A 596-nucleotide genomic window follows, 5' to 3' on the forward strand; every position below is an offset into this window, starting at 1 on the left:
CAGCGCGGACTGCACCACCACCACGTCATCCAGCGACGGCGCGTCCTCACCACCCCGCACCACATCGACAACCGACCAACCCACATGCGGCCGCAGCGCCGCATCGCACTCCGCCAACCGCTGAGCGAACACCGGCGACGACTCCAGCAACCCCGCCGCCATACCCCGCCACTGCGAACCCTGACCAGGGAAGACGAACGCGACCTGGCCGGGGTCCTCCGGCGCCGTGCCGGTGACCGCNGACGAACGCGACCTGGCCGGGGTCCTCCGGCGCCGTGCCGGTGACCGCGTTGGCGGCGGGCAGGCCGTCGGCCAGGGCGGTCAGGCCCGCGAGGGCGGTGGCGCGGTCGGAAGCGAGGACGACGGCGCGGTGTTCGAGGGCCGACCGGGTGGTGGCCAGGGAGAAGCCCACGTCGGGCACGACCAGTTCGGTGCCGGCCTCCACGAAGGCGGACAGCCGCTCGGCCTGGGCCCGCAGGGCGGGCTCCGACTTGGCCGAGACGGGCCAGGGCAGGACCGCCGTGGCGGGCTGCGGCGGGGTGTCGGCCGACTCGGCGGGGGCCGGGGCGGGCTCGGCCTCTTCGATGATGACGTGG

Annotated in this window: 1 protein-coding gene; it reads right to left on the reverse strand. The window is 75.3% G+C overall.

Annotation, left to right across the window (positions count from 1 at the left end; genetic code table 11):
• The coding region (locus RKE29_RS30310; protein WP_312008904.1) for an acyltransferase domain-containing protein at positions 1-162 on the reverse strand (162 nt) is incomplete at its 3' end.
• Between the last annotated feature and the right edge of the window lie 434 nt (positions 163-596).

Source organism: Streptomyces sp. B1866 (genome assembly GCF_031932565.1).
Classification (GTDB): Bacteria; Actinomycetota; Actinomycetes; order Streptomycetales; family Streptomycetaceae; genus Streptomyces.